The organism is Enterovirga rhinocerotis, from assembly GCF_004363955.1.
GTDB lineage: Bacteria > Pseudomonadota > Alphaproteobacteria > Rhizobiales > Beijerinckiaceae > Enterovirga > Enterovirga rhinocerotis.
Map to the genome: position 1 here is coordinate 366,941 of NZ_SNZR01000013.1, position 22,501 is coordinate 389,441.

General features: G+C 68.5%; 21 protein-coding genes. 7 read left to right on the plus strand and 14 right to left on the minus strand.

What is annotated here, in order from left to right; all coding sequences use genetic code 11:
- Nucleotides 1-41 precede the first annotated feature (41 nt).
- Both EV668_RS13405 and EV668_RS13410 read right to left on the minus strand, forming a co-directional pair.
- Entirely contained in the window at nt 42-824 is a 783-nt protein-coding gene (locus tag EV668_RS13405) for an SDR family NAD(P)-dependent oxidoreductase (protein ID WP_133770818.1), read from the minus strand.
- A gap of 82 nt (nt 825-906) precedes the next feature.
- Complete coding sequence (locus tag EV668_RS13410; RefSeq protein WP_133770820.1) at nt 907-1,143, minus strand: putative hemolysin; 237 nt, start codon at nt 1,141-1,143, stop codon at nt 907-909.
- Between the two features lie 91 nt (nt 1,144-1,234).
- Between EV668_RS13410 and EV668_RS13415 the strand changes: the two genes are divergently transcribed.
- Nucleotides 1,235-2,212, plus strand: coding sequence for an NADPH:quinone reductase (locus EV668_RS13415; RefSeq protein WP_133770821.1), 978 nt, complete (start codon nt 1,235-1,237; stop codon nt 2,210-2,212).
- Between the two features lie 185 nt (nt 2,213-2,397).
- Here the strand turns inward: EV668_RS13415 and dapE are convergent, their stop codons facing one another.
- Together dapE and dapD are read right to left on the minus strand one after the other, a co-directional pair.
- On the minus strand, nt 2,398-3,570 hold the full coding sequence (gene dapE, locus EV668_RS13420) for a succinyl-diaminopimelate desuccinylase (RefSeq protein WP_133770823.1): 1,173 nt from the start codon (nt 3,568-3,570) through the stop codon (nt 2,398-2,400).
- A gap of 10 nt (nt 3,571-3,580) precedes the next feature.
- Nucleotides 3,581-4,420, minus strand: a complete 840-nt coding sequence (gene dapD / locus EV668_RS13425; RefSeq protein WP_425359623.1) for a 2,3,4,5-tetrahydropyridine-2,6-dicarboxylate N-succinyltransferase — start codon at nt 4,418-4,420, stop codon at nt 3,581-3,583.
- Between the two features lie 141 nt (nt 4,421-4,561).
- Here dapD and EV668_RS13430 point away from each other — a divergent pair, with 141 nt between their 5' ends.
- Nucleotides 4,562-4,774: an antitoxin MazE family protein gene (locus EV668_RS13430; RefSeq protein ID WP_425359629.1), complete on the plus strand. Its 213-nt coding sequence runs from the start codon at nt 4,562-4,564 to the stop codon at nt 4,772-4,774.
- Nucleotides 4,771-5,094 carry a type II toxin-antitoxin system PemK/MazF family toxin gene (locus EV668_RS13435; RefSeq protein WP_133770830.1) on the plus strand — a complete coding sequence of 108 codons (324 nt, stop codon included), beginning with the start codon at nt 4,771-4,773 and terminating at the stop codon, nt 5,092-5,094. Before EV668_RS13430 ends, EV668_RS13435 begins: the two co-directional genes overlap by 4 nt.
- A 15-nt stretch (nt 5,095-5,109) precedes the next feature.
- Here the strand turns inward: EV668_RS13435 and lptB are convergent, their stop codons facing one another.
- The 4 genes from lptB to EV668_RS13455 form a co-directional block, all read right to left on the minus strand.
- A complete protein-coding gene (gene lptB / locus EV668_RS13440) occupies nt 5,110-6,042 on the minus strand; it encodes an LPS export ABC transporter ATP-binding protein (protein ID WP_425359624.1) in 933 nt (310 codons plus the stop codon).
- Between the two features lie 68 nt (nt 6,043-6,110).
- The gene (locus EV668_RS13445; protein WP_133770832.1) at nt 6,111-6,731 is read right to left on the minus strand and encodes an LptA/OstA family protein; all 621 of its coding nucleotides are present in this window, start codon (nt 6,729-6,731) and stop codon (nt 6,111-6,113) included.
- Nucleotides 6,728-7,477 carry an LPS export ABC transporter periplasmic protein LptC gene (gene lptC / locus EV668_RS13450; RefSeq protein WP_133770834.1) on the minus strand — a complete coding sequence of 250 codons (750 nt, stop codon included), beginning with the start codon at nt 7,475-7,477 and terminating at the stop codon, nt 6,728-6,730. Before lptC ends, EV668_RS13445 begins: the two co-directional genes overlap by 4 nt.
- A 206-nt stretch (nt 7,478-7,683) precedes the next feature.
- Nucleotides 7,684-8,298 carry a ribonuclease D gene (locus tag EV668_RS13455; protein ID WP_133770836.1) on the minus strand — a complete coding sequence of 205 codons (615 nt, stop codon included), beginning with the start codon at nt 8,296-8,298 and terminating at the stop codon, nt 7,684-7,686.
- Between the two features lie 205 nt (nt 8,299-8,503).
- Between EV668_RS13455 and EV668_RS13460 the strand changes: the two genes are divergently transcribed.
- Entirely contained in the window at nt 8,504-9,544 is a 1,041-nt protein-coding gene (locus EV668_RS13460; RefSeq protein ID WP_245513254.1) for a polyamine ABC transporter substrate-binding protein, read from the plus strand.
- A 60-nt stretch (nt 9,545-9,604) separates the two neighbouring features.
- Here EV668_RS13460 and EV668_RS13465 read toward each other — a convergent pair whose 3' ends face one another.
- The 4 genes from EV668_RS13465 to EV668_RS13480 form a co-directional block, all read right to left on the minus strand.
- Complete coding sequence (locus EV668_RS13465) at nt 9,605-10,534, minus strand: TorF family putative porin (protein ID WP_166652459.1); 930 nt, start codon at nt 10,532-10,534, stop codon at nt 9,605-9,607.
- 342 nt (nt 10,535-10,876) lie between these two features.
- Nucleotides 10,877-11,950, minus strand: a complete 1,074-nt coding sequence (locus EV668_RS13470; protein WP_133770842.1) for a L,D-transpeptidase family protein — start codon at nt 11,948-11,950, stop codon at nt 10,877-10,879.
- Nucleotides 11,951-12,117: 167 nt separating this feature from the next.
- Nucleotides 12,118-13,245, minus strand: coding sequence for an S-(hydroxymethyl)glutathione dehydrogenase/class III alcohol dehydrogenase (locus EV668_RS13475; protein ID WP_133770844.1), 1,128 nt, complete (start codon nt 13,243-13,245; stop codon nt 12,118-12,120).
- Between the two features lie 207 nt (nt 13,246-13,452).
- The gene (locus EV668_RS13480; RefSeq protein ID WP_245513159.1) at nt 13,453-14,622 is read right to left on the minus strand and encodes a polysaccharide biosynthesis/export family protein; all 1,170 of its coding nucleotides are present in this window, start codon (nt 14,620-14,622) and stop codon (nt 13,453-13,455) included.
- 222 nt (nt 14,623-14,844) lie between these two features.
- Between EV668_RS13480 and EV668_RS13485 the strand changes: the two genes are divergently transcribed.
- Nucleotides 14,845-15,330, plus strand: a complete 486-nt coding sequence (locus tag EV668_RS13485) for a CinA family protein (protein ID WP_133770846.1) — start codon at nt 14,845-14,847, stop codon at nt 15,328-15,330.
- 84 nt (nt 15,331-15,414) lie between these two features.
- Nucleotides 15,415-17,475, plus strand: coding sequence for an NAD(+) synthase (locus EV668_RS13490; protein ID WP_133770848.1), 2,061 nt, complete (start codon nt 15,415-15,417; stop codon nt 17,473-17,475).
- Between the two features lie 182 nt (nt 17,476-17,657).
- Here EV668_RS13490 and EV668_RS13495 read toward each other — a convergent pair whose 3' ends face one another.
- Complete coding sequence (locus EV668_RS13495) at nt 17,658-19,295, minus strand: porin (RefSeq protein WP_133770850.1); 1,638 nt, start codon at nt 19,293-19,295, stop codon at nt 17,658-17,660.
- Nucleotides 19,296-19,797: 502 nt separating this feature from the next.
- Between EV668_RS13495 and EV668_RS13500 the strand changes: the two genes are divergently transcribed.
- Complete coding sequence (locus tag EV668_RS13500; protein WP_208111538.1) at nt 19,798-20,805, plus strand: glycosyltransferase family 2 protein; 1,008 nt, start codon at nt 19,798-19,800, stop codon at nt 20,803-20,805.
- On the opposite strand, the gene EV668_RS13505 is transcribed toward EV668_RS13500, so the two are convergent.
- Complete coding sequence (locus EV668_RS13505; RefSeq protein WP_133770852.1) at nt 20,806-22,392, minus strand: hypothetical protein; 1,587 nt, start codon at nt 22,390-22,392, stop codon at nt 20,806-20,808.
- Nucleotides 22,393-22,501: the final 109 nt, after the last annotated feature.

The window sequence follows — 22,501 nt, forward strand, 5'->3', positions numbered from 1 at the left end:
GAAAGACGAATCCTCTCCGGCCTCGCCAGGCGCCTCCCGTCTCAGCTTTCGTTGCTCAGCGGCATGCGCATGCCGCCATATTGCGTCCAGGTGACGCCGCACAGAAGCCCGGCATCGACCGGCACGTTGATGCCGGTGACGGCCGAGGCGCCGGGGGAGGCGAGGAAGGCGCAGACCGTCGCGATCTCGGACGGGTCGATCAGGCGCTGGAGGGCGGCCGATTGCGACAATTGGGCCGGGTCGCGCTGGCCGCGCTCGATCGCGCCCTGGACGGCGGGGGTCAGCGTGTAGCCCGGCGAGACGGCATTGACCCGCACGCCGACGGGCCCCCATTCGGCCGCGAGGCATTCCGTGATCGAGACGACCGCAGCCTTCGACGGGCCGTAGGCGTGAAGGGGCATCGACACCATGCCCGAGATCGAGGCGATGTTGACGATGGCGCCGCGCTTGCGCGTCACCATCCGGTGGCCGAACGAGGTGCAGCACAGGTAGAGCCCGCGCTGGTTGATGCGCACGACGTCGTCGAAGACCGACATCGGCAGGTCCGAGGGGCGGACGGGGACCTGGATGATCCCGGCGCTGTTCACGAGCGCCTCGACCGGCCCCATTGTGTCCTCGATCCAGGCCGTGACCGCCTCGATCTCATCCTCCCGGCCGACATCGAGCGCCTTCGCCTTGCCGCCGATCTCGCGGGCGACGCGCTCGGCGCCCTCGATGTTCCGGTCGAGCACGGCGACCTCGTAGCCCTGTTTCGCGAATTCCCGTGCGCAGGCCTCGCCGATCCCGCTCGCGCCGCCCGTGATGGCGGCCACGCCCTTGCTCATGCCTCGTTTCCTCTCCTGCAGCCCCGTCATGGGGCCTGATTCAAGCCGACCGTCGATCGAACCGTTCGCTTGGGGCCGCCGCTCAGCGCCGGACCGGGTTCGTCTCGCGGAAGAGCTTCCATTCCTCGACCACGCGCCCGTCGGGCAGATGGCAATACCCCGTCTGGCCGCCGGGGCCGTTCCGGATCTCGAGCCGTCCGCCCAGCTTGACGCAATGGACCGAGGCCGGATTCGCCATGCCCACCGGCTTCGGGTCCTGCGCGGACGAGGCGGCGCAGCCGCCGAGCATGACGACGGTCAGAACGGCAAAGCGGTGCATCGCAACGGCCTCCCTGGGGCTGACGCGGATCGCTATACCGGGGCGGTACGGCTATGTCGAAGGCCGACCATTCCACGGGAGAGAAACAGACATGAAGGCTGCCTGGTACGAGACGAACGGCCCCGCCCGCACGGTGCTGACGGTCGGCACGATGCCCGATCCCGAGCCTGGTCCGGGCGAGGTGCGGGTCCGGATCGCGGCCTCGGGCGTCAATCCGTCCGACGTCAAGACGCGCGCCGGCTCCCGGCCGATGGTCGCTCCCCGGGTGATCCCGCATAGCGACGGGGCGGGCACGATCGACCGGGTCGGTTCGGGCGTCGCGCAGAGCCGCATCGGCGAGCGCGTCTGGATCTGGAACGGGCAGTGGAAGCGGCCCTTCGGCACGGCGGCCGAGTTCATCGTGCTGCCCGCGGACCAGACCGTGACCTTGCCGGAGGGCACCAGCTTCGAGGAAGGCGCCTGCCTCGGCATCCCCGCGCTGACCGCCTATCGCGCGGTGACGGTCGACGGGCCGGTCGAGGGCCGGAGCGTCTTCGTCGCGGGCGGGGCGGGCGCAGTCGGCCATTATGCGGTGCAGTTCGCGAAGCTGCTCGGGGCGGCCCAGGTCATCGCCACGGTGAGTTCGGAGGCGAAAGCCGCCCATGCGCGGGACGCGGGCGCGGATGTCGTCATCGACTACAAGCGCGAGGACGTCGTCCAGCGCGTGCGCGAGGCGACGGGTGGACGCGGCGTCGACCGCGTGGTCGAGGTCGACGCCACCACGAACATGCGCCTCCTGCCGCAGATCGTGAGGCAGGACGGCCTCTGCGTCGTCTATGGATCGAGCAAGAACGAGGTGGTGTCCGAGTTCGGGCCGATGGTCATGGCGGGCGTCGCGGTGCGCTGGTTCATCGTCTACGAGCTCGCCGCCGAGCCCCGCAGCGAGGCCGTCGCGACGCTCAACGGCTGGCTCGCAGCCGGCAAGGTCCGCCATGCCCTCGCCGCCAGCTATCCGCTGGACGAGATCACGGCCGCCCACGAGATGGTCGAGAGCTTCCAGGCCATGGGGAACGTCGTCGTGACGATCTGATGGGCCGGAGCGGAAACTCCCTCCCTCCCTCTTCATCCTGAGGTGCTCGGCGAAGCCGAGCCTCGAAGGACGCACGACCGTTGTGCGTGCTTCGAGGGCGACCTCCGGTCGCCACCTCAGCATGAGGAAGGGGAGTCTCCTATTTCGAGTTAGGCTCCCAGGATCAGGAGCACAGCGCCCTGCCTTCAGCGCGGCGGGAACATCCGCCCGAGGATCGCGCGGTAGACGGCCGCGAGCGTCGTCAGGTCGTCGAGCGAGACACGCTCGTCGACCGCGTGCATCGTCTGACCGACGAGGCCGAACTCGACCACGGGGCAGTGGTTCTTGATGAAGCGGGCATCGGACGTCCCGCCCGTCGTCGAGAGGGCAGGGCGCTGTCCGCAGACCTCCTCCACCGCCTCGGCGACGAGTTCGACGAACGGGGAAGGCTCGGTGAGGAAGGCGACCGAGTTCGTCGGATCGAAGCGGAGGTCGACCTCCGCCCGCCCGGCGGCGGTCGCGACGCGCGATCGGATCGCGGCGGCGAGGCTGTCCGGCGTCCAGAGATCGTTGAAGCGGATATTGAAGACGGCCCGCACCTCGCCGGGCACGACATTGGTCGCGCCGTTGCCGGTATCGACCGTGGTCCATTCGAGGTTCGAGCGGTCGAAATGCGCCGTGCCCTCGTCGAGGGGCGTGTCCGAGAGCGCCTCGATGATCCGCGCGAGGATGGGGATGGGGTTCGCCGCGAGATGCGGATAGGCGACATGGCCCTGCCTGCCACGCACCGTGATGCGGCCGGTGAGCGAGCCGCGCCGGCCGATCTTGGCCATCTCGCCGAGCACGGCCGGGTTCGTCGGCTCGCCGAGCACGCAGGCATCGAAGCGTTCGCCGCGCGAGGCGGCCCAGTCGAGCAGCTTCACGGTGCCGTTGACGGCGGGTCCCTCTTCGTCGCCGGTCAGGAGGAAGGCGATCGAGCCTCCGAAACCGGCGCCTCGCTCGGCGACGAAGGCAAGGCTCGCCGCGAGGGCGGCCGCGACGCCGCCCTTCATGTCGACGGCACCGCGCCCGTAGAGCCAGCCCTCGTCGATCACGGCCCCGAAGGGGTCGTGCCGCCAGGCCGCCTCGTCGCCGGGGGGCACGACGTCGGTATGGCCGGCGAAGACGAGGCACGGCCCCGCCGTGCCGAGGCGGGCATAGAGGTTCGGGATGTCCGGATAGCCGGGCTCGGAGAAGACCGGCCGCTCGATCTTGAAACCGGCCGATGCGAGCGCCGCTGCGCAGACCTCCAGCGCCCCGTCATCGGCAGGCGTGACGGAGCGGCACCGGATCAGCGCCCGGGCGAGCGCGACGACGTCCGTCGCCCCTTCGGCGGCCATGGCCGACGCCTCAGTCGCGCAGGAGTTCGTTGATTCCGGTCTTCGAGCGCGTCTGCGCGTCGACGCGCTTGACGATCACCGCGCAATAAAGCGACGGGCCGGGCGTGCCGTCGGGCAGCGGCTTGCCGGGCAGCGAGCCGGGCACGATCACCGAATAGGGCGGCACGCGCCCGACGAAGACCTCGCCGGTCTGCCGGTCGACGATCTTGGTCGAGGCGCCGAGGAAGACGCCCATCGAGAGGACCGAGCCCTCGCCGACGATCACGCCCTCGGCGACTTCCGAACGGGCGCCGACGAAGCAATTGTCCTCGATGACCACGGGATTGGCCTGGAGGGGCTCCAGTACCCCGCCGATGCCGGCGCCGCCGGAGATGTGGCAGTTCTTGCCGATCTGGGCGCAGGAGCCGACGGTCGCCCAGGTATCGACCATGGTGCCCTCGTCGACATAGGCGCCGAGATTGACGAAGCTCGGCATCAGCACGACGCCGGGCGCGATATAGGCGCCGCGCCGCACGATGCAGTTCGGCACCGCGCGGAACCCGGCAGCCTTGAAGCCGTCCGCGTTCCAGCCCTCGAACTTCGAGGGCACCTTGTCCCACCACGGAGCCCCGCCCGGGCCGCCGGAGATCGGCGCCATGTCGTTGAGGCGGAACGAGAGCAGCACGGCCTTCTTCAGCCACTGATGGACCTGCCACTCGCCGCCGCTCTTCTCCGCGACGCGCGCCTTGCCGGAATCGAGCGCGGCGATCGCCGCCTCGACCGCCTCGCGCACAGCGCCTTTGGTGGCGGCGGTGACGTTGGCCCGGTCCTCCCAGGCGGCATCGATCGTGGTGGCGAGGTCGCTCATCATGTCTTCCATTGCGAAGGTCGCGGGGTCGCTTAGCAACCGGCATGATAGCTGTCGACGGCGTCGAAGCCGAGATTGACGCATCGGGCCGGGCTGCCTACGTTACATGTAACGAAATCGACGGAGGCTGCCTTGGCAACGGCCGTGAACGATCGGGTCCGGAAGCGGCGAGAGGCTTTGCGGTCCGCCGGACTGCGGCCCGTTCAGCTATGGATGCCGGACTCTCGCCGACCCGGCTTCGCAGACGAGTGCCGTCGCCAATCCGGCGTGGTTGCGGCCGCCGATACGGCCGATCATGATCTCATGACCTTTCTCGATGCCGCGCTTTCGGATGTCGAAAGTGCGGATGAACGATGAGACGAGGCGACCTCGTCTCGGTTGCGATTCAAGGGGATTTCGGCGAGCCGCGGCCGGCCCTCGTCATCCAGTCGGATCGTTTCGAGGAGACGGCGACGGTGACGGTGCTTCTGCTCACGGGCACCCTGACCGACGCTCCGCTCCTGCGGATCGAGGTCGTTCCCGATCCGATGAACGGGCTGCGCGAAGTCTCGCAGATCATGGTGGATAAGGCGATGACGGTCCGGCGCGGGAGGATCGGCGCGCCGTTCGGTCGGATCGACGACCAGACGATGCTGTCCGTCAGCCGTTCCCTGGCTCTTTTCCTCGGTTTCGGCTGACGCGCCGCGCCCGCCTCACATCCGGAAATCTTCGCCGAGATAGAGCCGGCGGACGTCCTCGTTGGCGATGATCTCGTCGGGCTTGCCCTCGGTCAGCACGCGGCCCGAATGGATGATGTAGGCGCGGTCGGTGAGGGCGAGGGTCTCGCGCACGTTGTGGTCGGTGATGAGGACGCCGATGCCGCGCGCCTTCAGATGATGGACGAGCTGCTGGATGTCGCCGACCGCGATCGGGTCGATGCCGGCGAAGGGCTCGTCGAGCAGCATGAAGGACGGATCGCCCGCGAGGGCCCGGGCGATCTCGCAGCGCCGCCGCTCGCCGCCCGACAGCGCGATCGAGGGCGACTTGCGCAGGCGCGCGATATCGAACTCCTCGAGAAGCTCCTCGAGCTTGCGCGCCCGCGTCTTGCGGTCGGGCTCGACCACCTCGAGCACGGCGAGGATGTTGTCCTCGACGCTGAGGCCGCGGAAGATCGAGGCTTCCTGCGGCAGATAGCCGATGCCGAGCCGCGCGCGGCGATACATGGGCAGGCGCGTGATGTCGTTTCCGTCGAGGCTGATCAGCCCGCGATCGGCCGCGACGAGCCCGGTGATCATGTAGAAGATCGTCGTCTTGCCGGCGCCGTTCGGTCCGAGGAGGCCGACGGCCTCTCCCCGGCGGAGGCCGAGCGAGGCCTCGTTGACGACCTTGCGGCCGCGATAGCTCTTCTCGAGCCCCCAGACGGCCAGGATGCCCGGTCCGCCGAAGCTCGGCACCTCCTTCGACGCGCGGCCGAACATGCCGCGCTTCGACGGAGGCGCGGCCGAAGGGGCGACGTCTGAGGGCGGATCGGCATCCGGCGCCTGGCCGGTGCTCTGCGAGAACAGCTTCAAGGAGGAGAATGGCCCAGGGCGATACGGGTCCTTAGGGCCGGGTGCGGAAATCCGCAACGGTTCCAAAGAGGCCATGCCGTCTCATTCGCGCAGGCTCCCGCCCGCATCGGTGCGCAACCGCACCACAGGCCGGTCTTCGGGCGTCAGCGGGGCTTCGGCTTGTCCTTCTCGGCCCCCGGGACGATCAGCGCGCGCACCCGCCCACCGCCACCGCCCACCACGTTCGCGACGCCGGTATTGAGATCGTAGGCGACCCGCTCGCCCTTCATCACGTTCGTGCCGTCGCTGAGGGCCGCGTTGCCGATGAGGAAGACCTTGTTGACGACCCGGTCGAACTCGGCCCGGTCACCCGTCGCCGTCTGGGTCTTGGTCTTGATCGTCACCGGCCCCTTGCACTCGATCTTCCGGATCGAGCTGTCGGTCGGCAGGCCCCCTGTCGGCGCGGGGCTGGCGGCAGCGCCGGGCTCGCCCTTTTCGGCCCGCTTCGATTCGTAGAGGACGTTCATCTCGGTGCAGCGCATGTTGGTGTCGCCCTGCACCGCGATCACGTTGCCGGAGAAGACGGCGCGTCCTTCCTTGTCGAAGACGTCGAGGCGATCGGCATCGATCGAGATCGGCTCCTTGGACGAGCCGACGCCGGCGAGAGCGCCGCCGCCCGATGCGCCGGGCTTGGCTCCCTGAGCCGCGGCGGGAGTCGCCGCGAGCGGTGCGGCGAGGCCCAGGGCCAGCGCCGCGATCGGCAGAAGGATGCGGAACGTCGTCATCGGCGATCGCCTGTTTCGGCCTGGGAGAACTTTGCGGGCGCGCCTGCCGGGCCGGGCTGGGCGGCACCGGATTTCCGGGCCTCGGGAGCGCGAACCAGCGTCGTCCTGACGCGGCCCGTGAAGGTGATCCGCTGGCCGTTCTCGGCGATCTCCATCCCGTCGGCCTGGAGGCTGAGCGTCGGGGTGTCGATCTGCACGGGATCGCGGGAGACGCCCGAACCGGTCTTGAAATCGACCGAGGCCGTCTTGAGCAGCACCGTCTCGCCCTTCGCCGTCCAGATCTTGATGTCGTCCTTGAGGTCGAGATGCTCCTTGCCGGTATCGAAGATGCCGGTCTTCGCCACGAGATTGGCGATGCCGCCGGACGAGTCGACGGCGAGCTTCGCCTTCATGTCCTTCAGCTCGATCACGTTCGGCTTGCGGATGTCCTGATAGGCGACCTGGGCCGTCACCTCATAGGGCTTGTTGTCCTTGCGGAAGCCGGTGAGGCGGGGGGCCTCCATCGCGATCTTCGAGCCGGAGAAGGAGATCGGGCCGACGGTGAGGCCCGGAATCCGGCCGAGCGGATTGAAGAGGCTGACGGCCGCAACCGCGGCGACGGCGATGAGCGAGCCGACCGGGATGACGAATTTCAGGAACCGCACGAAGCGGGAATGACGGCGCGCGGCCGCGAAGGTCCGGGAGCGGCGCGGCGCGGGCAGCCCTGCCGGGAAGTTGGACGCACCTGGCAAGGATGCGAGTGCCAAGGTGGTGCCACTCACCGATGATCGATCCCGTTGCGTGGAGGACGCGAGGCAATGCCCCCGCCTGGTGGCGAAGTTGTGGCCGCTGATTCGGCCACGCAGCGAAGGCCAGGATAGCCCGGCTCAGGTTTCGCACACATGTCTTCGCGCACATGCCCTCGCCGGGCCGTTCGCGCAAGGGGCGAGAGCCCCGCGGTGACGCGGTCGCGTCAATTATGCGCGAAGATGTCGGCCTCGCCCCAGCCCGCGAGGTCGAGCTTCGCCCGCGTCGGCAGATAGGCGAAGCTCGCCTCCGCGAGTTCGCTCCGCCCCTCCCGCCGGAGCATCATGTCGAGCCGGTCGCGCAGGGCGTGAAGATGCAGGACGTCGGAGGCGGCATAGTCGAGCTGCGCCTGGCTCAGGGTCTCGGCAGCCCAATCCGAGGATTGCTGCGCCTTCGACATGTCGACGCCGAGAAGCTCGCGGGAGAGGTCCTTGAGGCCGTGCCGGTCGGTATAGGTCCGCGCGAGCTTGGATGCGATCTTCGTGCAGTAGACGGGCTGCGGCATGATTCCGAGCCGATGATAGAGGACGGCGAGATCGAACCGCGCGAAGTGGAAGATCTTCGTGACCGTCGCGTCGGCCAGCACGCGCTTCAGGTTCTCGGGCTCGCCCGACTGACCCGCGATCTGGACGACGTCGGCCGAGCCGTCGCCGCGCGAGATCTGCACGACGCAGAGCCGGTCGCGATGCGGGTTGAGGCCGAGCGTCTCGGTATCGACGGCGATCGCCGTTCCGGGCTGGAAATCGGCGGGCAGGTCTCCGCGGTGGAGGCGGACGGTCATGGGTCGGCTCGGCTGTGCCGCGAGGCGGCGAGGAAGGCGGCCTTAGAGCATGAACGGGCCTTGCGGGGAACAGAGTGCCGCACTTGTCTCGCCTCGCGCGATCGCTGAGTGTCGGGCTCCTCACGGCACGGAGAGACCGCCCATCATGACCATGCTTCGCCGCGCTCTGCTCGCGGCCACCTGTCTCGTCCTTCCCGCCCTCGCGATGCCCGCCGAGGCGCAGGACAAGGTCGTTCACGTGTATAATTGGTCGGATTACGTCGAGCCGCGCATGCTCGAGGCCTTCACCCGCGAGACCGGGATCAAGGTCGTCTACGACACCTACGACACCAACGAGATCCTCGAGACGAAGCTTCTGGCCGGGAAGTCCGGCTACGATGTCGTCGTGCCGTCGGGCCCCTTCCTGCAGCGCATGATCCGGGCGGGCGTGTTCCAGAAGCTGGACCGCGCCAAGCTGCCCAATCTGAAGCAGGCCTGGCCCGAGATCGCGTCCCGGCTCGCCGCCTACGATCCCGGCAACCAATACGCCGTGAACTACATGTGGGGCACGACAGGGATCGGCGTGAACGTCGCCAAGGTGAAGGAGCGGCTGGGCGACGTGCCGCTCGACAGCTGGGACCTGATCCTGAAGCCCGAGAACGCCGCGAAGCTCAAGGATTGCGGGATCCACGTCCTCGATGCGCCGGAGGACATCCTGCCGGGCGTGCTGAAGGCGATCGGCCGCGATGCCGATTCGAAGGCCGAGGCCGATCTCAGGGCCGCCGCCGATGCCCTCATGGCCATCCGCGGCAACGTGCAGAAATTCCACTCCTCGGAATACATCGCGGCGCTCGCCAACGGCGATATCTGCCTCGCCATCGGCTATTCGGGCGACATCCTCCAGGCCAAGCGCCGGGCGGAAGAGGCGAAGAACGGTGTCTCGATCGCCTACCACATCCCGCGCGAGGGGGCGCTGATGTGGTTCGACAGCTTCGCCATCCCGGCCGAGGCCGAGCATCCGAACGAGGCCTATGCCTTCATCGACTTCATGCTCCGGCCCGAGGTCGCGGCGGCGAACTCGAACAAGGTCGCCTTCGCGAACGGCGTGCTCGCCTCCAAGGACTTCATCCGGCCGGACGTCGCGGCCGATCCCGGCATCTATCCGGGGCCCGACGTGATGGCGCGGCTCTTCACCAACACGGCCTACGACGACCGCACGCAGCGGATCGTCACCCGCCTCTGGACCAGGGTCCGGACGGGTCGCTGACCATGACGGAAGCGCGCCCCGGAGGGCGCGCTTCGCTTGGGCTTCGTTCGGAGGCGAGGCTTACTTCGGTGCGAAGATGCCGGGCAGCTTCGAGGCGGTCAGGTCCATCGAGAGCGAGGCGACGAAGGTGTCGCCGCACCAGTTCGAGCGGCCCGACCCCGAATTGATGCCGCGCGGATCCCCCGTGAGGGCGAAGCACTTCGTGCTCGACAGGTCGGTCGTGTGGTAGCGGACGTCCAGCGTGAACACCTCCCAGGTGTAGGAGATGCCGACATTGCCGTAATTGTAGTCCGGCAGGGCGAAGGGGCCGCCGGCGAAGCCGGAATTGAACGTGCCGAGGAAGTAGTGGCCGTACTCGCCCGAGACCGAGAAGCCGGCCGGCATGAAGCCGAGCGCGCCGGACGGGATGTTGTACTTGGCGTTGCCGAAGACCCAGGTCGCGGCCGCGTGCGATCCGAGCCAGTTTCCGGTCGTATAGGCGCCGGCCTGGAACTGCCAGTCGTCGTTCGGGACGTAGGTGACCTTGCCGCCGTATTCCAGAAAGTCCGTGTTGCGGACCGAGAGATACGTGCCGGTTGCATCGATCAGGGCGCGCTCGCCCGGATAGTAGTAGTAGATGACGCCGAGATCGAACGTGAAGGGGCCGAATTTCGGCCTGATGCCTCCGGTGAAGTTGACTTCCGCGCTCGGACCGGTCGGCAGGTTGACCTTGTTGCCGGCGACGCCGGCATAGAGGAAGTTGTCGAAGAGCTGCAGCTCGCCATAGCCCATGACGCTGAAGTCACGCTTCGACTGGCTGATGCCGCGGAAGTTGTAGTCGGACATCAACTTGGTGCCGAAGATGAAATCGACCGGGGTCGACTCGGCCGGCGTGGCGGCGGCCGGCGGCAGCACCTTCGGTGCGCCCGGCAGGTCGGCGGCACCGGCGCCGAAGGCCAGGAGGGTCAGCGCCCCGCCCGCCATGATTGACTTGAAAGAAGCCCGCGACATTGAGTAATCCCCCATCGAAAACTGTTATTCCGACGAGGAGCGTGCGCGACGACTTGAAATTGCGCGACGTGAAATTGACGTCACTTGCTCAAGAATGAGGCAAGTAGGTGTGATGCTGGAATCGTACTCATGTGGTGTCACATTGCCGCCACAGTCCGGCCGGCCGGCCGAGGACGACAGGTGCGTCGAAAAAGGCGGGTCGTCGACTTGGCAACCAGCGCGATCGCGGCGATCCGCGCGTCCCTCGCCGGCTTGCCCGCCGCTCCGATCGTCAGAGCACCCGGCGGTCGCTCGCGACGACCGGCCGGAACGAGGCGGTGGGCGAGTGGATGCGCTCTCGCCTCAGGGCTGAGTGCGTGATGCGAGCTTGGGCTTGGACGAGGGCTGCTCGGCCTTCATCGCAGGCTTCGCGGCGGCCGGCGAGGCCTGGCCGGCCCGACCATCCGTTTTTCGCGCCGAAGCCGAGGAGGCCTTCGCCCCGTCGCCCTCGACGGGGATCTCGCGCGGTCCGGCCGCCAGCGCCTCGGGGCGGCTGATGCGGCCGGTATAGCCCGCGCCGCCGAACATCGTGGCGCCCGGGCGGAAGCTGGAATGCTGTCCGCCATCGGAATAGACGGTCCGGACGGAGGGAGCGCCGCCCGCGACGAGGCTGGCGATCTCGCGATTGTCCTCCGTCGCCTTCTGGGCGACCGCGGCGGCCGCGCCCTGGTCCTCCCGGCATCCGTCAGCGCCGGCATTGAAGGAATATTCCCCCCGGCAGACCGAGACCTTCGGCTCCAGCCGCGCGACCTCGAAATGATCGGCGCCCTGCTTCAGGTTCCGCCAGAACGCGATGTTCGGATCCTGGCGGTGCCGCGCCATGTTCTGGGCCGTCATCCGGAAGGGGAAGGCCTGGAGCTGGAAGCTGCGCTGCCCGCCGGCGAAGGCCTCGCGCGCGATCGCGTAGACTTCGGAGATGCCCTCGTCGGTCATCGCGTAGCAGCCGCTCGACGAGCAGTCGCCGTGGACCATCAGATGCGATCCCGTCCGGCCGTTGGCGCGGTCGAAGGCGTTCGGATAGCCGGTGTCGAAGGACAGATGGAACGAGGAGTTCGGGTTCATCTGCGAGGGCGTCACCGTGTAGAAGCCCTCGGGCGCCTGACGGTCGCCCTCGCGCTTCTTCGGGCCGAGCTGGCCTGACCAGCGGCAGATGGGGAAGGTCTTGAGGTGCGCGTAGCGGCCGTTGACCTTCTTCCAGACCTCGAGCTCGGATTCCTTCTTGTAGACCCGCACCAGGATCGGGTCGGACTTCGACATGCCCTTGGAGGACATGAGGGCGACGGTCTTGGTCGGGATGGGAGCCGCCGAGCGATGAGCCGCATCGTTGCAGGCGCCGAGCGACAGCACGACGGCGCACACGGCCAGAAGACGCTTCATCACAGACCCCATCGCCCCGCCCGGCTTTGCGCCCGGCGCGAGGCCCATCGTTAGGAGCGTTAATCTTACCCCGTTCTTACCGCAACGGGGGGCGTCATCACGCCGTGGTTACTTCCTTATTAACGATCCGACCGTGGCCGCGATGTGACGATGCCATCGCGCGCCGGTCAGTAGACCACGACGCTCCGGATCGACTTGCCTTCGTGCATCAGGTCGAAGCCGTGGTTGATCTGGTCGAGCGGCATGGTGTGGGTGATCAGATCGTCGATGTTGATCTTGCCCTCCATGTACCAGTCGACGATCTTCGGCACGTCGGTGCGGCCGCGGGCCCCGCCGAAGGCCGTGCCCTTCCACACGCGGCCGGTGACGAGCTGGAAGGGGCGCGTCGCGATCTCCCGGCCGGCCTCGGCGACGCCGATGACGATCGACTCGCCCCAGCCGCGGTGGCAGCATTCGAGCGCCTGGCGCATCACGTTGACGTTGCCGGTCGCATCGAAGGAGAAGTCGGCGCCGCCGCCCGTCAGATCCACGATCGCCTGCACGACCTTGTCGAGGCCGACCTCGTTCGGGTTGACGAAATGCGTCATGCCGAATTTCTCGGCCATGGCGCGCTTGTCGTTGTTGAGGTCGATGCCGATGATCTTGTCGGCGCCGACCATGCGGGCGCCCTGGATCACGTTGAGGCCGATGCCGCCGAGGCCGAACACCGCGACGTTCGCTCCCGGCCAGACCTTGGCCGTGTTGACGACGGCCCCGATGCCGGTTGTCACGCCGCAGCCGATATAGCAGATCTTGTCGAAAGGCGCGTCCTCGCGGACCTTCGCGACCGCGATCTCCGGCAGCACGGTGAAGTTCGAGAAGGTCGAGCAGCCCATATAGTGGAAGACGGTGTCGCGGCTCCGGCTGACCGGCTCGCAGGAGAAGCGGCTCGTGCCGTCCGGCATCACGCCCTGGCCCTGCGTCGCGCGGATGGCGGTGCAGAGGTTCGTGCGCTGCGACAGGCAGCTCTTACAATTGCGGCATTCGGGCGTGTAGAGCGGGATGACGTGGTCGCCCGGCTTCACCGAGGTGACGCCCGCGCCGACCTCGCGCACGATGCCCGCGCCCTCGTGGCCGAGGATCGCCGGGAACTTGCCCTCGCTGTCGAGCCCCGACAGCGTGTAGGCGTCGGTGTGGCAGATGCCCGTCGCCATCACCTCGACCAGGACTTCCCCGGCCTTCGGACCCTCGACATCGATGGTCTCGATGGTGAGCGGCTTGTTGGCTTCCCAGGCGACGGCGGCGCGTGACTTCATCTCGGGTCCCGTTTTCGGATGCTGCGGATCGTGGGCGCCAGAACGCACGGATCGCGCGCGAAGCCAAGGCCTCGCGGCGGGGGCGGAGACATCGCGCCGCCCGATAGGCCGTCCATCGGGCGGACCCGTGCCACGGCGTGACGGCGGGACGTGCCCGTCGGGAGCGGAGATCCCGCGGCCGCGGCGCCCGATCGGGGCGCCGCCGCGTCAGAAAGCGTTGGCCGTCCGGGCGCCCGAGGTGATCGGCGCGGTCAGCGAGCCGATCAGGTTCAGGAACTTCTGGAGTTCGGCCGCGGAGGCGTTGGCGACGTAGAGCGTGTCCTTGTCGCGCATCCGGAAGCTGCGGGCGAGGAAGTAGCTCTTCGCATCGCGCAGCGTCAGCCGGTACACGACGGGGATCAGGCGCTCCCGCGCGTCGATGGCCCGGCCGGGCTGGATCGCGCGCACCGTGCTCGGCGGCTCGAAGCGCAGCAGGAACACGCCGTCGGGATCGGCCCGGAAGTCGAGCAGGCCGCCGGCCTTGGCCACGGCCTCTTCGAGGGAGAGCGTGATCCGGCCGAAGGGGACGACGGTCTGCTGGCCGACGGCGCCGAAGGCCGTATAGGTCTGCGGCTCGCGCACGACGGTGATGATGTCGCCGCCGCGCAGCGCCACGTTCTCCTGCGGATTGGCGAGGATCGTCTCCATCGGCATGGTGACGGTCTGCTGGCCGCGGGTGAGGCGGACGAAGGATTCGTGCACCGCGCCGCGGACGCCGCCGGCCGCCGCCACCGCGTCGAGGATGCGGTCGCCCCTGGCGCTCAGCGGAATGCGCGCGCCGCTCGTGACCTCGCCCGTGACGGTGACGCTGTTCGAGATGTTGCGCGAGACCGTGACCAGGACCTGCGGCTCGATCGCCTTGCCGGCGAGCCGCTCGAGGATGACCTGCTCGACCGCCTGGGGGCTCCGCCCCGAGACCTGGATGCGCCCGGCATAGGGAACCGTGACCGCGCCGTCCCGGCCGACCACCTGATCCGGGATCGAGGACATCCGCGCGCCAGAGGATTGTCCGGGCACCGAGGGCGGGCCCGAGAAGAGACCGCCGGCCGCCGCCTCCCAGATGTTGATCCTGACTTCGTCGCCGACCCCGATCCGGTTCTCGGGGGCTGGCCGGTAGTCGCCGAAGCGGGCGCGCAGCGAAGGGCCGGAAAGCCCGTTCAGGATGCTGACGACGCGCTCGTCGAGATCGGTGATGACATAGCGCCGCTCGTTCGGGTTGTCGCCGTTCGAGACGACCTGATCGGTCGTCGGGCCCGTCGTAGGCAGCGTCGAGCAGCCCGCCGTGCACAGGAGTGCAGCGATGCCGAGGACGCGCGCCGTGGTGCGGAGATGGATCAACCGGCTACCCTGTTTCCGACGTCGGAGACTGTCTGCCACTCTTCGAGGCAGCACGACAGTTGGTGTGCACTCTACCACCGCTTTCGCCGCCCAAGTGTCGCCGCTCCAACACACTTGCGATCTCACGGACGCGCAAACCACGCATCGCCGATCGTTCTCGACACGATCGGTTGGAACAGCCAAGGAAGGATTAATCCCCGCGGCGGGGGCTGGAGGTGCCCGATGGACGAACTCGACGCTGTCGCCCTGCGCGTCGGCACGCGGCTGATCGCGCGCGGCGAGACGATCGCCATCTCGGAATCGTCGGCCGGCGGGCTGATCTCGGCGGCGCTGCTGGCCGTGCCCGGAGCTTCCGCCTTCTTCATGGGCGGGGCGGTCGTCTACACCCTCAAGGCGCGCGAGGTCCTGCTGGGGATCACGGCCGGGGAGATGACGGAGAGGGGCATCCGCTCCGCATCCGAGCCGTATGCGGCGCTCTGCGCCTCGCGCGTGCGGGAGCGTTTCGCGACGAGCTGGGGGCTTTCGGAGACCGGAGCTGCGGGGCCGACGGGCAACCGCTACGGCGATGCCGCCGGCCATGCCTGTTTCGCGCTGAGCGGCCCCGCCGAACGGGTCACGACGCTCGAGACCGGCCACGGCGACCGAGCGAGGAACATGCGGGTCTTCGCGGCGGCGGCCCTCGCTCTGCTCGAAGCGGAGCTCGGCTGAGCCGCGCTCGCGGGCCGGCAGCGAGGCGGGGGCTTTCCGTGAGCGTCCTTGGCCCCGCCCGCCCGATCGCCATATGAGGTGACGATGGTTGCGCCCGCCGATTTCGACTTCCGCTCCCTCTACCGGCACGGCTTCGCGCGGGCGGCGGCCTGCACGATCCGCTCGGCCGTGGCCGATCCCGCCGCGAACGGCGCGGCGGTGCTCGAGGCTGCGCGGCTCTGCCACGACCGGGTGGTCGCGGTCGCGGTGTTCCCGGAGCTGTGCCTGTCCGGCTACGCGATCGAGGACCTGCTGCATCAGGACGTGCTGCTCGACGGGGTCGAGCGGGCGATCGCGGTGCTGGTCGAGGCCTCGGCCGATCTCATGCCGGTCCTGGTGGTCGGCGCCCCCCTGCGCCACGGCTCGCGGCTCTACAACGCTGCCTGCGTGATCCATCGCGGCCGGCTTCTCGGCGTCGTGCCGAAGACCTATCTGCCGACCTATCGGGAGTTCTACGAGGCGCGCCACTTCGCCTCCGCGTCCGGCGCCCCTCGCGAGGACATCCGGATCGGAGCGCTCGCTTCGCCCTTCGGGACCGATCTCCTTTTCTCGGCCACCGACCTGCCCGGCCTCGTGCTGGGCATCGAGATCTGCGAGGACATGTGGATCCCGGTGCCCCCGGCGGCGGGGCTCGCGCTCGCGGGCGCGACGGTGCTCGCCAATCTCTCGGGCAGCCCCATCACCATCGGCCGCGCGCGCTCGCGCGAGCTGCTCTGCCGATCCGCCTCGATGCGCTATAACGGCGCCTATCTCTATGCCGCGGGCGGGGCGGGGGAATCGACCACCGATCTCGGCTGGGACGGCCAGACCACCATCCACGAGGCCGGCAGCCTCCTCGCCGAGGGGCCCCGCTTCGCGGACGGCGCGGTGATCACCGTCGCCGATCTCGACCTCGACCTGATCCGGCTCGAACGCGCCGCGATGGGCACGTTCGACGACAACCGGCGCGTGGTCGAGGGGGCCGATCCCGGGCGGGACGCCCTGCGGACGATCGCCTTCCGCCTCGATCCGCCGCGCGGCGATGTCGGCTTCGAACGGGTGCTGGAACGCTTCCCCTTCGTGCCGGCCGACGACGCCCTGCTGCGGCAGGATTGTTACGAGGGCTACAACATCCAGGTCGCGGGGCTCGAGCAGCGCCTGCGCGCGACCGGCACGAAGCGCGTCGTGATCGGCGTCTCGGGCGGCCTCGATTCGACGCATGCGCTGATCGTCACCGCCGCCGCCTTCGACCGGCTCGGCCTGAAGCGCACCGACATCCTCGCCTACACGATGCCGGGTTTCGGCACGACGGACGAGACCAAGACCAACGCCATCCGGCTGATGAGCGCGCTCGGCGTGACGCAGAGCATCCTCGACATCCGCCCGACCGCGACGCTGATGCTGGAGACGATCGACCATCCGGCCGGGAGGGGCGAGCCCGTCTACGACGCGACCTACGAGAACGTGCAGGCGGGCCTACGCACGGATTATCTCTTCCGGCTCGCCAACCAGCATGGCGGCATCGTGATCGGAACAGGCGACCTGTCCGAACTCGCGCTCGGCTGGTGCACCTACGGCGTCGGCGACCAGATGAGCCATTACAACGTCAATGCCGGCGTGCCGAAGACGCTGATCCAGCACCTGATCCGCTGGGTGGCCGCCTCGGGCGAGTTCGAGAAGGAGGCCGGCGAGGTCCTCATCGACATCCTTGGCACCGAGATTTCGCCGGAACTCATCCCCGGCGGCACGCAGAGCACCGAAGCGACGATCGGGCCCTACGAGCTTCAGGATTTCAACCTGTTCTACACGTTGCGCTACGGCATGCGGCCTTCGAAGATCGTCTTCCTGGCCGAGCGGGCCTGGGGCGATCCGGCGACGGGAGCCTGGCCCCCCGCCTTCCCGGAGGCGGGGCGGCGCGCCTATGACCGCGCGACGATCCGGCGCTGGATGGCAATCTTCCTGAAGCGCTTCTTCGGCTTCGCCCAGTTCAAGCGCTCGGCGCTGCCGAACGGGCCGAAGGTCGTGGCCGGGGGCTCGCTCTCGCCGCGCGGCGACTGGCGGGCGCCCTCCGATTCCTCGGCCGGCCCCTGGCTCGCCGAGCTTGAGCGGAACGTGCCGGACGCCTGAGACGGCGGCACGTCGAACCCACAAAAAAGGCCCCGGCGCGGGGGCCGGGGCTAAGGTGGTGAGCCGAGGTTCGGGGCTCGAACCTGCGGCCGTCGGCTGGAACCATCGGCCACAGGGAGGAGCGCGATCGGGATCGCACCGAGCCGGTCGGATCGCCGGAGCGACCCGACCGGTGGCGGCGATCAGAAATCGCGCTGGACGCGCATGCGGAACGCCCAGAGGTCGTCGGACTTGGCGGTCTTGCCGCCGACGCCGGCCACGAGGTTGTTGAAGTTCTGGGAGCCGTAGGTCAGGTCGGCGACGCGGCCGCCCTTGAGGTCGGCGCGGGTGTAGACACCCTCGACGCCGATATCGAGACCGCGGACCGGCGACCAGATCAGGTTCGCGCCGACGACCGCGATGCTGTAATCGTGCAGACGGCCGTCGAACTGGGCGCCGGCAGCGCTGCCGCGGACATCGGTCATGAGGGTGCGGGCACCCTTGCCGAAGGCGACTTCGCCGTAGGAGCCGAACACCGCCGAACGCCATTGCGGGGTCCAGTAGTGCAGGAAGGCCGCGCTGACCGACCAGGCTTCCGTCAGCTTCTGCTTGCCGTCGGCGCCGATGAAGGAGTCCACGGTGCTGACGAGGAAGCGGCCGCTATAGACGTTGCTCAGCGTCGCACCGCCGACCATGCGGGCCGGGTGGCCGGCATAGGAGAGGGCGCCTTCCGAGTAGGCAGCCTGCAGCCAGAGAACGTCGCCCTGCGCGAGCTGCGGCAGGTTGACCTTCAGGCCGCCCTGCACGGCCCAGCCGAACTCGTCCTTCACCTTGTTCGGGACGCCGTCGGCGATGGCCTGGGCGAGACCGGTGCCGGTCGAGGCGCCACGCGCGCCGACGCTCATCAGGCGGCCGCCGCTGAGCTGGTGCATCGCGGCCGAGACCTGCGCGGCACCCCACGGAGCGGCGTAGCGGACCGCAGCCACGAAGTCGGGAACCGAGGAGCGCTGGACGACGTCGTAGTTCGCGACGCGCGTCTGGCCGTTGGAGCCGATATAGGACACGCCCTGCGTGAACGGTCCGGCGAGGTTGCCGAAGTTCGGGCTGCCCGTGATGGCGCTGCCGGCGGCGAAGTCCGCGAAGCGCGGCTGACGGCGGGCGATCGGGTCTTCCATCGAGATCGTGGCCGACCAGCCGCCACCGAACGTCGCCGTATAGGCGAGGAGGTTCGTGCTGCCGACATTCGAGCCCGAGGTGGCGCCGATAAACTCGACGTCGTGGGCGTAGAAGTCGAAGAACGAGGCGGCGCGACCGGCGGTGAAGCCGACATACTGGATGAAGGCCTTGTCGAGATAGATCTGCGACTGGGCGCGGCCGAACGTATCCATGCCGAGAGCAGGATAGCCGTAAGCCATGCGCTGCGTCGTGCCGGAATTGAGGTGACCGCCGCTGTTGTAGCCGGCGATGACGCGGATGAAGGTCCGCAGCGTGCCGAGGTCCGTCTTGGTGCGGGCGTCGAGGTTGATCTGCGCCTGCGTCTGGAAGCCGGAATTGTCTCCGCCGACGAAGCCGCGGTTGTTGCCGAGGATGCTCGATTCGCCGCGGCTGGACGTATACTGGTAGCTGAACCGGGCGCGGCCGCTGATGCGCAGGCAGGTATCCGTGCCGGGCAGAGCGAAGAAGCCGTTCAGGCTGCGGTTGCTCTTACGCTCGGCCGTGTAGCAGGCCTGGACGTACTCGACCGGGGCGACGGCGCGCGCCGGAAGGTCGGCAGCCTGAGCCACGGGGGCCACGCAGATGCCTGCGGCCGACCCGAGGAGAAGGCTCCTCACGAATTTCATTTCGATCTCCAAAGTTAGATTCGATGGCTCGAAGGGAAGATGCGACCCGATTGGCCGGTCGCTGGCTTCCTTTCGATGGTCCGTCATATTCTGCCGAACGTTCGGACGTCGGACCGTTCGGCTGAATTGCTTCGGAGATTGCCCCCCGTCGCTGGCTCTCAATGGCGTCTGGCGACTTTGTGATCAATCTTATTCGCGCGTTCCGCGCGTCATCCTTCGTTTCATGTGGCATAACCACCACATTGTCTTTCACGTATCCGTCACGATCGAATGCAGATCATAATTTGTTGTCGGATATGTTCGAAAATTACAAACGAATACATGATTCGCAAATGCGGCGGCGGACCATATACGAAGTTTTTGACAGTGAGATATCACTCGGTCGCTGGGGGCCCGGCGCGTGCGTCAGGATCGCGGATGACGTGATGTTCGCGGGGGATGTTGGCGTGGGATGCCCGCGCCGGGTATGCCGTGATCCAGGGCCCGTCGGAGAGCGTTTTTGGTGAGCGATGTCGTCATCGGCGGGGAGGATGGGGCCGGCTCCGCGGCGCCTCGCCTGTCTCTCGTCGTGCCGGTCTACGGGAACGAGGACAACATCCCGTCCCTGGTCGCGGCGATCGAGGACCTGAACGCCCGCCTCGGCGGGCGCCTCGAAGCCGTGTTCGTGGTCGACGGCTCGCCCGACAATTCCGCCCAGGCCCTGCTCGCGGCACGCGAGCGCTTCGGCTTCGCGTCCAAGATCGCTCTGCACAGCCGCAATTTCGGCTCGTTCACGGCGATCCGGACCGGGCTCGAACTCGCGACGGGCGAGCATTTCGCCGCCATGGCGGCCGATCTCCAGGAGCCGCCGGAACTCATCCTGCGCTTCTTCGAGGTGCTCGAGAGGGGCGAGGCGGACGTCGTCTTCGGCCAGCGGACCGGGCGCAGCGATTCGATCGTGCGCGACGCGCTGTCCTCGACGTTCTGGTGGCTCTACAGGCGCCTCGTCATCGCCGACATCCCGCCGGGCGGGGTCGACATCTTCGCCTGCAACCGCGCCGTCCGCGACGTGCTGCTCACGATCCGCGAGCCGAATTCCTCGCTCATCGCGCAGCTGTTCTGGGTCGGTTTCCGGCGGACATTCGTGCCCTATGAGCGGCGCAAGCGGCTGATCGGCAAGAGCGCCTGGAACGTCTCGCGCCGGCTGCGCTACATGATGGACAGCATCTTCTCCTTCTCGGACCTGCCCATCCTGCTCCTGCTCTGGTTCGGCGTGCTGGGCTGCCTGCTGAGCCTCGGCTTCGGCGTCATCGTCGTGCTCGCGCGTCTCGTCGGCTTCATCAAGGAGCCCGGCTACGCGACGATCGTGCTGCTGCTGACCTTCTTCGGCTCGGCCTCGCTCGCCGTGCAGGGCGTGCTCGGCTCCTATCTGTGGCGGACCTTCGAGAACACCAAGCAGCGCCCGCTCCGGATCCTGAGCGATGTGGTCGAGCGGGAGGCGCCGGAGCGTCCGGCTCCCCCGGACGCCTGATCAGGGCGCGACTGTCTCCGGCTGCCGCCGGCGCGGCAGCGTCGCGTAGAGCCAGGCGGCGACGAGCGCCATGAACACGAATTGGAGGCTGAAGGTCGCCCAGTTCATCCACGGCCCGAAATGCATGAAGTACATCTGCTTCGGGAATTCGAGCAGATGCTCCAGCGAGCCGCCGGTCCAGGGGCCGATATTCAGCGGCAGCCAGAACTGCGCCAGCGCCACCGTCGCGACGAGGAAGGCGATCCAGAAGGCCCGGCCGAGGGGCCGTTGGTTCAGGACGAGCGCCATCGCCAGCACCATGAACGGCCATGCCGCCGTCAGGAAGCGCCCTTCGCCGACAAGGCCGAACGGAAGCGTGAAGGCGATCGTCAGCACCGCCCCGAGCCCGAGGCCGCGCACGGCCCGGCAGAATTCCTGCCAGAGCGGGATCGCGACGAGGACCAGCGGCCCCCAATAGACGAAGGTGCCGACCAGCGGCATGAAGACCTTGCCCTCCGGCGGCATCATGATGATCAGCGCCAGATAGCGGATCGAGGAGGGCGTCGGCGCGCTCGGATTCGCGATCAGCTTCACGACGAGGATCGGCACGAGGATCGTCAGCACGGCGTAGATCACGTGAAGCGGGCGGATGCGCCTCACGTGCCACGCGATCCCCGCGCGCGTCGCGAGCGGGACCAGCATCGCCGCGAGGCCGAGGATGACGGCCAGGACGGAGGGGATCGAGGTCAGGAGGCGCCTGACCGCCGCGCAGGGCTCGCCCAGGACTTCCCCGCCCTTGAGCGACTGGATGCCGAGCCGGGTCAGGGTCTCGACCGTCGCCACGAGCGGCGGCGCCGCGACGGCGCAGGAGGCCGCCGGGGCCGCGATCATCACGAGGTAGAGCGCGATCGGGATGGCCGCGACGGCGAGATAGGCCGTCACGAGCGGGCGCAGGCGGAGCGGCGTCTCCGGCGCGGGCGGCGCGCCGGGCTCGGGCCGCGGGAACAGGATCAGCAGCGCGCCGCAGACGCTGAGGGTCGGCCAGGACGAGGCCCCGAGGATCGAGACCAGCATCAGCAGCGCCGGCCGGCGCGTCGCATAGAGGAACAGCGTCAGGAGGCCGAAGGTCAGCGCCGTCATGTCGGTCAGCGGCGGATAGTAATAGGTCAGCTTCGCGGCCTGGAAGCTGAGGAACAGGGCGCAGAAGCCGATCCAGCGGCTGCCGGTGCCGAGCGCGTATACATCCGCTACGGCCCGCCAGAGGAACAGCGAGGCCAGCATCAGCGCGAGATTGTAGAGGCTGAAGGCCCACAGGATCGCCGAATCCGTCGGAGCCGCGCCGACGACGGCGAGCATCCCCTTGACGGCGAGGGCCGGCAGGATGCGCTGGGCGTGGTAGGCGCTGAGCTCACCGCTCGCGACCATGCCGCCGAGATCGGCCACCATCCGGGCATAGATCGTGCCGTCCCAGCCGAGCCCGCCGCCCTGCGGCACGCGCTCCCACATCAGGCCGAGCGCGGCGACGGCCAGCACGACGGCGATCATCGGCCAGAAGGTGGTGTCGGGGCGGGTCGGGGAGGAGGCGTCGGAAAAGCCGGCTTTCGCCATCGGGCTCACGGAGGCGGTGGGATCGGGAGACGCCTGCGATAGTGGAATCGGTCCAACCTGTCGAACCCCGCCCCCGTTGACCCCAATCGCGCCCAACTCTAGCGCGAGG

Excerpts from the sequence above, each read along its gene's own strand:
- EV668_RS13405 (WP_133770818.1), bottom strand. The coding sequence starts at position 824 with ATGAGCAAGGGCGTGGCCGCCATCACGGGCGGCGCGAGCGGGATCGGC.
- EV668_RS13410 (WP_133770820.1), bottom strand. The coding sequence starts at position 1,143 with ATGCACCGCTTTGCCGTTCTGACCGTCGTCATGCTCGGCGGCTGCGCC.
- EV668_RS13415 (WP_133770821.1), top strand. The coding sequence starts at position 1,235 with ATGAAGGCTGCCTGGTACGAGACGAACGGCCCCGCCCGCACGGTGCTG.
- dapE (WP_133770823.1), bottom strand. The coding sequence starts at position 3,570 with ATGGCCGCCGAAGGGGCGACGGACGTCGTCGCGCTCGCCCGGGCGCTG.
- dapD (WP_425359623.1), bottom strand. The coding sequence starts at position 4,420 with ATGATGAGCGACCTCGCCACCACGATCGATGCCGCCTGGGAGGACCGG.
- EV668_RS13435 (WP_133770830.1), top strand. The coding sequence starts at position 4,771 with ATGAGACGAGGCGACCTCGTCTCGGTTGCGATTCAAGGGGATTTCGGC.
- lptB (WP_425359624.1), bottom strand. The coding sequence starts at position 6,042 with ATGGCCTCTTTGGAACCGTTGCGGATTTCCGCACCCGGCCCTAAGGAC.
- EV668_RS13445 (WP_133770832.1), bottom strand. The coding sequence starts at position 6,731 with ATGACGACGTTCCGCATCCTTCTGCCGATCGCGGCGCTGGCCCTGGGC.
- EV668_RS13455 (WP_133770836.1), bottom strand. The coding sequence starts at position 8,298 with ATGACCGTCCGCCTCCACCGCGGAGACCTGCCCGCCGATTTCCAGCCC.
- EV668_RS13460 (WP_245513254.1), top strand. The coding sequence starts at position 8,504 with ATGCCCGCCGAGGCGCAGGACAAGGTCGTTCACGTGTATAATTGGTCG.
- EV668_RS13465 (WP_166652459.1), bottom strand. The coding sequence starts at position 10,534 with ATGTCGCGGGCTTCTTTCAAGTCAATCATGGCGGGCGGGGCGCTGACC.
- EV668_RS13470 (WP_133770842.1), bottom strand. The coding sequence starts at position 11,950 with ATGAAGCGTCTTCTGGCCGTGTGCGCCGTCGTGCTGTCGCTCGGCGCC.
- EV668_RS13475 (WP_133770844.1), bottom strand. The coding sequence starts at position 13,245 with ATGAAGTCACGCGCCGCCGTCGCCTGGGAAGCCAACAAGCCGCTCACC.
- EV668_RS13485 (WP_133770846.1), top strand. The coding sequence starts at position 14,845 with ATGGACGAACTCGACGCTGTCGCCCTGCGCGTCGGCACGCGGCTGATC.
- EV668_RS13490 (WP_133770848.1), top strand. The coding sequence starts at position 15,415 with ATGGTTGCGCCCGCCGATTTCGACTTCCGCTCCCTCTACCGGCACGGC.
- EV668_RS13495 (WP_133770850.1), bottom strand. The coding sequence starts at position 19,295 with ATGAAATTCGTGAGGAGCCTTCTCCTCGGGTCGGCCGCAGGCATCTGC.
- EV668_RS13505 (WP_133770852.1), bottom strand. The coding sequence starts at position 22,392 with ATGGCGAAAGCCGGCTTTTCCGACGCCTCCTCCCCGACCCGCCCCGAC.